Below are 7,721 nucleotides of genomic sequence, written 5' to 3' on the forward strand. Positions count from 1 at the left end.
GTTTTGGGGCGTGATTACCCGTTTTGGGGCGCGCGTCGCCGGGATTCCGTGGTCTGGCGCGCCCCAAAACGGGCAGATCCGCCCCAAAACGGAGGTGGGGAACCGCGAGCTCAGTCCTCGCTGCTGTGCAGGCCCCTCCGGGTGGACAGCACGGTGATCTCCGGATGCTGCTCGGCGAGCAGGCGTTCGGCCTGATCCAGCACGTCGCGGACGTGCGAGGCGTGCGCAGCGACCACGGACGCACCGAGCATCGTGCGGCGGTGCAGATCCTGCGCGCCGACCTCGGCCACGGCGACCTCAGTCCGCCGGCTGAGCTCCGCCAGCAGCGGCCGGATCACGCTGCGCTTCTCTTTCAGAGAGTGCACGTCGCCGAGCAGGATGTCGAACTCGATCCATCCGATCCACATCCGGCCAGTGTGGCACCTGATGTGCTCAGATCAGGCGGCGCAACGCCTCCTCCAGGGTCACGCCCTGGGCGTCGGCACGGTCGCGGAGGCGCGCGTGCTCCTCGGCGCTGAGCGCCACGCGAAGTTCAGTGGGGGTCGCATCCGCAGGGAGATCGAGGCCGTCGAGCAGATCGGAGGCCTCGGCCCAGAGCGCGGGTGCCGGGGCGGCGGAGGAGGCCACGACGGGGAGTGCGAAGGATCCGGCGGAGGGAGCCTCTGTGCGGGCCTCGGAAGCTGGGGCGGTGGCGGTGGCAGGCGTCGAAGGGGCTGCGACCGCCGGACCGCCCGAGAAGCCCGGGCCCCGGTCCGGATCCCGCTTCTTCTGATACGCGGTCGCGGCGGCGTTCGCGCGGTGGTCGGCCGCCTCGTTCAAGGGGTGCCCGGCGTGGCCCTTGACCCAGGTGAACGACACGTCGCGTCCGCGCAGCGCCTCGTCGATGCCCTCGAGCAGATCGCGGTTGAGCACAGGGCCGCCATCCGACTTGCGCCAGCCCTTGCGCTTCCACCCCGGCATCCACTTCGTCACGGAGTCGATCACGTACCGGCTGTCGCACTCGATCACGAGCTTCTCGTCCGGGACGCCCGCAGTCGCGAGCAGCAGCTCGAGCACGGCGCGAAGCTCGCCCTGGTTGTTCGTGCCGTGCGGGGATCCGCCGGCGGCCCAGTTGCCGTCGTCGATGTACCAGGCCCAGCCGTTGGGTCCGGGGTTGCCCAGGGCGGAACCGTCTGCCGCGGCGGTGATCGTCATGCTTCCACCGTAGGGCGTGGCGGGACGAGGGCCGGGCGTGGCGCTACTTGTCGCAGCCGATGCCGTCTCCGTCGCGGTCGAGGTCGTAGATGTCCGTGCCGACCACGCGCACGGGGCCCCGGACGTAGGCCGGCCCATTGCCGCTGCCTCCGGCGCAATCGACATCGCTGGCGATGGGCACGCAGGCGTCGGCGTAGTTCGGGTCGCAGTCCCCGGCAGGTTCCTGGGCCACCAAGGGGGCAGGCGCCGCGGCCGGCTGCTCGCGCGTGCCGCGTGCGGTGACCTCCGCGATCGGCGCAACGGTGACGGTCTCGCGGACGATCGTTCGGCCCGTCTCCTTCCCGCCGACCTTCGTCACGCGGTAGGTGATCACCTTCGTGCCGTTGACACCGGCTGTGACGATCTCGCTCGTGCCGAGGTCGCGCGCGGCGTCGTCGACGGTCGAGTGCTCGAACGGGATCGCCGTCACGACGTCGACCTCCTCGGACGAGGTCGGGGCCGGCGTGGGTGTCGCCTTGGACGCTGCGAACGCGTGCGGCGTCTGGGTCGCCGAGACCGCGGCGGTCTCCGTCGTCGGCCGAGTGGCCGCATTCGCCGCGCCCCCGCCGATGATCAGGAGCAGCGCCGCCCCCAGCGCAAGAAGACCGGACGTGCGGGAACGCAGAAAGAGCCGCGGCGCGCCACCGCGGATGAAGACGTAGACAGCGAGGCCGATCGCTCCCAGAACCGCGAGAGCGAGCAGCACCGGCGTGACTCGTGCCAGCACTCCACCGAGCAGGATGACGCCCACCAGCAGGAGCGCAATGACCCACCAGGGATAGCGCCGGGGCGGTGTCTTCACTGCCTCGGGAAGGGGATTGGCGGCCGCGTTCGCTGGAGCGGTCTGCGCCGTCCACGCAGTGCCATCCCACCAGCGCAGAAGCGCGCTGTCCTGGGGATCGGGGTACCACGAAGGAGGGGGAGGGGCATCAGTCATTGCAGTCGCCGTTCGGGTCGGTCGGCATCGGGTGCCCGAATCCTATCGATCTGCTGAGAGCGCGTCCACACCTGGGGGCCTGGCCGACGCGAAGGATGATGCTGCTAATCCGGCACCGCCGGATCGGATCCGGATCCGCTCTTCCCTTCCGATACATAGCGACATATCGTTAACTATCGCTCGGGACGAGCAGGAATCGAGGAGGTCGTCATGGACAACACATTCGGACCGCGTGGATTCGGCGGGTCGGGGTTCGGCCCCGGCGGTGGGCGCGGCTTCGGCGGACGCCCCGGGATGAACCCGACCGCCGGACTCTGGGAGGCGATGGAGCACCTGCGCTCCGCCTTCGACCAGCGCCCGCAGGCCCCGCGCATGGCACGCGGTGACGTGCGCGCCGCAGTGCTCGCCCTGCTCGCCGAGCAGCCGATGCACGGCTACCAGATCATCCAGGAGATCGAGGAGCGCAGCGGCGGCTCGTGGAAGCCGAGTGCCGGATCCGTGTATCCGACGCTGCAGCTGCTCGCGGACGAGGGGCTGATCGAGGCCGCAGAGCAGGGCGGACGCAAGACCTACTCGCTCACCGAGGCCGGTCGGGCCGTCGCCGATGAGGCCGGCACGCCGCCGTGGGAGAACTCCGGCGCACGCGCGGGCGCGGGCTCGGCATCGTTCGGGGCGCTGCCGAAGGCGGGGGTCGACCTCGCGGGCGCGGCCGCGCAGGTGGCGCGCACCGGCACTCCGGAGCAGGTGCAGCAGGCGATCGACGTGCTCGATGAGGCGCGTCGCCGGCTGTACGCGATCCTCGCCGACTGATGACGGGCGGTTCCGCAGAGTCAGGAGAACTCGGGATCGGGGCGGCGTCAGTCGCGCCGCTCCCGCGACGGTCGAAGGATGCGTTCGGCGCGGCGGGAATCGCGGGCCGGGCCGTAGGAGCGGTCGGACTCGCCGCGGTCGGCGTCCTTCATCTCGTCTGGGCCGCCGGCAGCCCGTGGCCGGCGCGCGACGCGGCCGCATTGGCTGACGCGGTCGTCGGCTCGGAGCATGTGCCTGCCGCCGGTCCCACCGTGGGAGTGGCGGTCCTGGCCCTCGGCGGCGCCGCGGTCGTCGGTGGGGCCGGCGGTGCCGGTCCGATCGCGAGGCTGATCCGTGCGGGGGCCGCAGGCGCGCTGATCGCTCGCGGACTCGCCGGTGGGGTCGCCGCGACGAAGGCTCTGCGACTCCCCGACCCGAGTGCGCGGTTCCGCCGGCTCGACCGCGTCGTCTACCGGCCCGTGTGCCTCGTGCTCGGCGCGGCGGTCGCGTTGGGCTCGCTCGGGCGGATCCGGCGCAGGAAGATGGGATAGGAGGCACATCGTCATGGTCAACGATCGGAATCCGGCGTCGCCGGCGATGCGCCAGAGCGCGGCCGAAGATCAGGGCCCTCCGCTGCGCGCCCGCTACCGGCGGATCCTGGGATTCGCCGCGCGCGTGCTCATGCAGACGTGGTGGTTCGAGCTCGTGCTGCCGCGGATCGGCTTCACACGCGTCGCCGAAAGCTCTCGCGAGCGTCGGATGCGCGTGCTCGCGCAGCGTTTCCACGTGCTGGCGGTCGAGCTCGGCGGCCTGATGATCAAGGTCGGCCAGTTCATGTCCTCGCGCCTGGACGTGCTGCCGCCGGAGATCACGACCGAGCTCGCGGGCCTGCAGGACGAGGTCCCGCCCGTGCCGATCGCCGAGATCCGCGCGCTCGCCGAGGCCGAACTGGGGGTGCCGCTCTCACGCGCGTTCGCCTCGTTCGACGACACCCCGCTCGCCGCGGCCTCGCTCGGTCAGGCGCATCGCGCGCGGCTGTCCGAGGCGGACGCCGTCGATGCGGGATTCGACGAGGTCGTGGTCAAGGTGCAGCGGCCCGGGATCGACCAGGTCGTCGCGACGGATCTCGCGGCTCTCCGCCGGGTCGCGGGATGGCTGCGGCGCATCCGGTTCATCGCCGATCGAGTGGACGCACCCGCTCTCGTCGAGGAGTTCGCGCAGACCAGCCTCGAGGAGATCGACTACCTGCACGAGGCAGCAGCCGCGGAGCGGTTCGCCGAGAACTTCGCCCACGATCCGAGGGTCGACGCGCCTCTCGTCGCGTGGGAGCGCACCACCCGTCGCGTGCTCACGCTGTCCGATGTCACCGCGATCAAGATCAACGACATCGACGCCCTGCGCGCGGCCGGGATCGATCCCTCCGACGTCGCCCGCGTCTTCGCCGAGGTCATGTTCGACCAGCTCTTCACCCACGGATTCGTGCACGCGGATCCGCATCCGGGGAACATCTTCGTGACGCCCCACCGCGCCGGCGGCGCCGGCATGCCCGGCGCGTCCTCGGCGTCCTCGGCATCTTCGGCATCCTCGGTTCCGGGCGAGGTGCACCCCGCCTGGCGGCTCACGTTCATCGACTTCGGGATGATGGCGGAGGTGCCGGAGGGGATCCGGCGCGGACTGCGGACGCTGTTCATCGCGGCCGCGTCCCGCGATGGCAAGGGCATGGTCGCCGCCGCACAGGAGATCGGCGTGCTCATGCCCTCCGCCGAGAACCGCGAGCTGGAGCGGGCGCTGTCCGCGCTGTTCGCGCGCTTCGGCGGCATGGGCTTCGCCGAGCTGCGCGACGTGGATCCGCGGGAATTCCAGGGTTTCGCCGTCGAGTTCGGCGACACGATGCGCTCGCTGCCGGTGCAGCTGCCCGAAGGACTCCTGCTGCTCATCCGCGCCGTTTCGCTCACCTCCGGAATGTGCAGCGGGCTGGATCCGCAGTTCAACATCTGGGAGTCGATCGAGCCCTACGCCACCCGGCTGCTCGCGGACGAGAGCGGCAACCTCGTGCAGGACTTCGCGCAGCAGGCGGTCTCGAACGCGGGCGTCCTGTGGCGGCTGCCGAAGCGGATCGACGACCTCGTCACGCGCATCGACGAGGGATCCGTCACGTTCGACACCTCGCGCATCGAGCGGCGCCTTGACCGTATCGACGGCCTGATCCGCCGCGGCGTCTCTGGGCTGCTCTTCGCCGCTCTGCTCATCGGCGGGGCGCTCGTGCTCGCCGTGAACCCGGTGCTCGGCACGGTGCTGATGAGCGTCTCGGTGCTGCCGTTGCTGCATACCCTGTTCGCCGGGCTGTTCCGCCGCGGGCCGCGTTGACGTCCTCGGGGTCGGGCTGGCTTGTGGCGGGCTGGCTCCGGTTTGGGGCGTGGTTCTGCCGTTTGGGGCGCCCCACATCCGCGGATCCGGGTGTGGTGCGCCCCAAAACGAGAGAGTGCGCCCCAAACCGGGTTTGAGTGCCGGACTGGAGCTACGAAGTGGGCAGGTCCCGGTCTGAACGTTCCGGACTTGTGCGCTCCGGTTTTGGGGCGCGTTCTGGCGGTTTGGGGCGCGTCTCGTCCGTAGAACCGGGTGTGGGGCGCCCCAAAACGAGGAAGTGCGCCCCGAAACCCGGCTCACAGGCCGGGCAGCGCCGACGGAGGGTGCTGCTCCCGGTTCGTCCAGTCCGGGATTGGGGCGCGTTCCGGCGGTTTGGGGCGCGTCTCGTCCGTAGAACCGGGTGTGGGGCGCCCCAAAACGGGGAAGTGCGCCCCGAACCGGCCGCGACGGGAACGACGACGGGAACCGCGACCGGAACGACGAGGGTGCACGACCGGATCCCGGCCGTGCATCCTCGTCGGCGCGCTTCAGCGCAGCGGTGCGTCAGTCCTGCTCGACACCGGCTCGGCGACGGGCGAGCAGCAGCACGCCCGCCGCGATGACGACGGCGCCGGCGATGCCGAGGCCGATCGGGGCTGCGGATCCGGTCGTCGCGAGCGAGCCGGAGCCGGAACCACCCGCACCCGAGTCGGCCGAACCCGTGCCCGAACCGGAACCGGTGCCGGATCCGCCGTCGCCACCCGCGGCTGCGACCGTGAAGGCTGCCGAGGCGACCGTGATGCCGTTGAAGGACACCGTGACCGTGTGCGCTCCCGCGGGGAGCGACGCGGGAAGCGCGGCCTGCAGCGTGAACGCGCCGGACGCGTCCGTGGATCCGGTGCCGAGCGCGACCGGATCCGAGTGCACCACGACCGCGAAGCCTGCCGCGTCGGTGGCGAGGCCGTTCGCGGTGACGGTGACGGATCCGCCGGGGCGCAGGTCGCCCGAGATCGTCACGGAGCCCTGCACAGCGGCGGGGTCGGGGACCGTCACGGGCGTCGCGCCGGAGGCGGTGGATCCGATCGCGTTGTGCGCAGTGACCGTCAGCGAATACGATCCGGGCACCACGCCGTCGAAGGCGAACGACGTGCTGAGGGCCTCGACCTCGGACGAAAGGCCTGCGCCGAGCGACACGGTGTAGCCGGTGATCGCCGAGCCGCCGTCGGCGGGCGCCGACCAGGTGGCGGCGACGTGGGAGCCCGCGGGCGAGGCGCCGGAGACGACCGCGGCGGGCGCGGCCGGTGCGGCGGGTGCGGTCGGGGCGGGCGTCACGTGCCGCAGGCGGTACTCGGTCATGTAGGCGAGCTTGCCGGGCTTGGCGTCGGAGTAGGGCTTCGCGAGCTTGGCCCACTCGCCCTTGGACTCGGCCTTGCCGTCGTTCCAGGAGCCGAGCACGCTGAGGTCGCCCGCGGTGTAGCCGGACTGCGGGTCGACCACGGTGCCGGCGCCGAGCGCGACCTGCTCCTGGCTGAGCTGCTTCACGAGCGCGAGGGATCCGGCCCAGTCGTCCTGGTTCCAGCCCGCGACGGGGATGTCCGCGCGAGTGCGCAGCCAGGTGCCCCAGTAGAACTCCTGGAACGGCACGGCGCCGTCGGCCGAGTAGCCGATGTCGCGCGCGAAGTAGAGGATGCTGCGGAAGCGGTCGTCCTCGAAGTTCGACAGGCCCACGTTCGACGGCAGCTGGGCGGGGGTGATCGCGTCGCCGTTCACGTCGCGCAGCCAGGTCCACTTGTTCGCCTGCATCGCGGCCCAGAAATCCGCGTCCGAGAGGCCGGACAGGTTGCCGAGCACGCGCAGCCGGACGTGCACGTCGGGGCCGCTGTTCTCCTGGAACGAGGTGAGGGTGTGGTGCCCGTCCGTGAGGTAGAGCACGCCCTGCGGGCCGATCACCACGGTCTTCATGGGGGCGATCGTGTCGGCCGTCTCGCTGCCGACCGGCACCGCGCAGGTGAAGGTGGAGGGATCCAGCAGGGTCGCGTTCGGCTGCGCGCTCGCGGCGTCCTGCTGGCCGTTGGCCTCGCACCAGTCCGCGAACTTCTTGTTGACGGCGTCCTTCGACAGCTCGGTGTCGTAGCGGCCGAGCTTGTAGTAGACCTCGTCGTAGCCCAGCGAAGGCTGCGTGGGGTGCACATCGCCGATGCGCACATCGAGCAGATCGCCCACGGGGGCGCACAACGCTCGTGCGTCGCCGACGACGCACGAGGCGTCCTTGACGTCGGTCGCTGAGCTTGTCGAAGTGCTGTCGGCGGCCGCGGCGGGGAGCGCCGAGACGACGGATCCGCCGAGGGCGAGGAACGAGGCGAGCGCGACGGCGAGCGTGCGACGCGAGCGGAGCAGGGGCACGGGGGTCTCCAGG

Annotated in this window: 7 protein-coding genes and 1 pseudogene; 3 read left to right on the forward strand and 5 right to left on the reverse strand. The window is 71.4% G+C overall.

Features of this window, described 5'->3' with window-relative positions; translation table 11 throughout:
- Positions 1–110: 110 nt before the first annotated feature.
- The 4 genes and pseudogenes from CQ044_RS19250 to CQ044_RS19265 form a co-directional block, all read right to left on the reverse strand.
- Positions 111–407 carry a DUF503 domain-containing protein gene (locus CQ044_RS19250; protein WP_105689963.1) on the reverse strand — a complete coding sequence of 99 codons (297 nt, stop codon included), beginning with the start codon at positions 405–407 and terminating at the stop codon, positions 111–113.
- A 25-nt stretch (positions 408–432) separates the two neighbouring features.
- The gene (locus CQ044_RS19930; protein ID WP_105689964.1) at positions 433–1,194 is read right to left on the reverse strand and encodes a ribonuclease H; all 762 of its coding nucleotides are present in this window, start codon (positions 1,192–1,194) and stop codon (positions 433–435) included.
- Positions 1,195–1,237: 43 nt separating this feature from the next.
- Positions 1,238–2,035 carry a G5 domain-containing protein gene (locus CQ044_RS19910; protein ID WP_258133382.1) on the reverse strand — a complete coding sequence of 266 codons (798 nt, stop codon included), beginning with the start codon at positions 2,033–2,035 and terminating at the stop codon, positions 1,238–1,240.
- A gap of 30 nt (positions 2,036–2,065) precedes the next feature.
- A pseudogene (locus CQ044_RS19265) lies at positions 2,066–2,170 on the reverse strand (DUF2510 domain-containing protein); the annotation flags it as partial.
- A 210-nt stretch (positions 2,171–2,380) separates the two neighbouring features.
- Here CQ044_RS19265 and CQ044_RS19270 point away from each other — a divergent pair.
- From CQ044_RS19270 to CQ044_RS19280, 3 genes are read left to right on the forward strand one after another with little or no spacing between them, the layout of a single operon-like run.
- Positions 2,381–2,980, forward strand: a complete 600-nt coding sequence (locus tag CQ044_RS19270; RefSeq protein ID WP_105689965.1) for a PadR family transcriptional regulator — start codon at positions 2,381–2,383, stop codon at positions 2,978–2,980.
- Positions 2,980–3,510 carry a DUF3995 domain-containing protein gene (locus CQ044_RS19275; protein WP_105689966.1) on the forward strand — a complete coding sequence of 177 codons (531 nt, stop codon included), beginning with the start codon at positions 2,980–2,982 and terminating at the stop codon, positions 3,508–3,510. The genes CQ044_RS19270 and CQ044_RS19275 overlap by 1 nt, the downstream gene beginning before the upstream one ends.
- 46 nt (positions 3,511–3,556) lie before the next feature.
- A complete protein-coding gene (locus CQ044_RS19280; protein WP_258133383.1) occupies positions 3,557–5,326 on the forward strand; it encodes an AarF/ABC1/UbiB kinase family protein in 1,770 nt (589 codons plus the stop codon).
- Positions 5,327–5,869: 543 nt separating this feature from the next.
- On the opposite strand, the gene CQ044_RS19285 is transcribed toward CQ044_RS19280, so the two are convergent.
- On the reverse strand, positions 5,870–7,721 hold a 1,852-nt coding region (locus tag CQ044_RS19285; protein ID WP_219845004.1), incomplete at its 5' end, for a ParB-like protein.

Origin of the sequence: Microbacterium sp. MYb64 (assembly GCF_002979495.1) — a bacterium.
Taxonomy (GTDB): domain Bacteria; phylum Actinomycetota; class Actinomycetes; order Actinomycetales; family Microbacteriaceae; genus Microbacterium; species Microbacterium azadirachtae_A.